This is a genomic window from Peribacillus sp. P4_C12 (assembly GCF_056402095.1).
On record NZ_JBFUIB010000859.1, the window covers coordinates 1 to 1186 of the forward strand.

Annotated in this window: 2 pseudogenes; both read left to right on the forward strand. The window is 43.3% G+C overall.

Annotated elements, in window-relative coordinates:
* A pseudogene (locus AC1DUW_RS29730) lies at positions 1 to 558 on the forward strand (sulfite reductase [NADPH] flavoprotein alpha-component); the annotation flags it as partial.
* 26 nt (positions 559 to 584) lie between these two features.
* A pseudogene (locus tag AC1DUW_RS29735) lies at positions 585 to 1186 on the forward strand (sulfite reductase); the annotation flags it as partial.

A 1186-nucleotide genomic window follows, 5' to 3' on the forward strand; every position in this document is an offset into this window, starting at 1 on the left:
CGAGAAAGAAAAGGTGTCTGCTCCATTTTATGCGCGGAACGTTTACAGCCAGGGGATACGCTTCCTGTTTACATTCAGCATAACCAAAACTTTAAGCAGCCGAAGAACCCAGACACTCCAATCATCATGGTTGGACCGGGAACAGGCATTGCTCCGTTCAGATCCTTTATTCAAGAGCGCGAAGAAACAGAAGCGAATGGGAAAACGTGGCTTTTTTTCGGCGATCAGCATTTCGTAACGGATTTCCTATATCAGACTGAATGGCAAAAGTGGTTGAAAACAAGTGTACTTACGAAAATGGATGTAGCCTTTTCTCGTGACGCGGATGAAAAAGTGTATGTTCAACACCGGATGCTTGAGCACAGTAGGAAATTATACGAATGGCTTCAAGAAGGAGCGGCGGTATACATTTGCGGAGATGAGAAAAACATGGCACATGACGTCCATAATACGCTTATTGAGATCATTGAAAAAGAAGGTCAGATGAGCCATGCTGATGCACAAGATTACCTTGAAGAAATGCAACAGAATAAACGCTATCAACGTGATGTGTACTGAAATATGGATGAAAAGGAGATATCAATATGGTGAACCAACTATTAAAAGCACCAGAAGGCCCGCCTAGTGATGTTGAACAAATAAAAGATAAAAGCAATTATTTGCGTGGTACATTGGGTGAAGTAATGCTGGATCGGATCAGCGCCGGTATTCCAGATGATGACAATCGATTAATGAAACATCACGGCAGCTATTTGCAGGATGACCGGGATCTCCGCAATGAGCGTCAAAATCAAAAACTTGAGCCTGCGTATCAGTTCATGCTGCGTGTCCGTATGCCAGGTGGCGTGGCATTGCCTGCTCAATGGCTTGTCATGGACGAACTGGCCCAAAAATACGGCAATGATACCTTAAAATTGACAACACGCCAGACGTTTCAAATGCATGGCATTTTAAAATGGAACATGAAAAAAACGATTCAGGAAATCCACGCGTCTATGTTGGATACAATTGCGGCATGCGGTGATGTAAACCGGAACGTCATGTGTAACTCGAATCCATTTCAATCGGAAATCCACTCCGAAGTATATGATTGGTCAACAAAATTGAGTGATTACTTATTGCCACGCACCAGAGCGTATCACGAAATTTGGCTGGATGAAGAAAAAGTTGTTGGCACGGCAGAAAT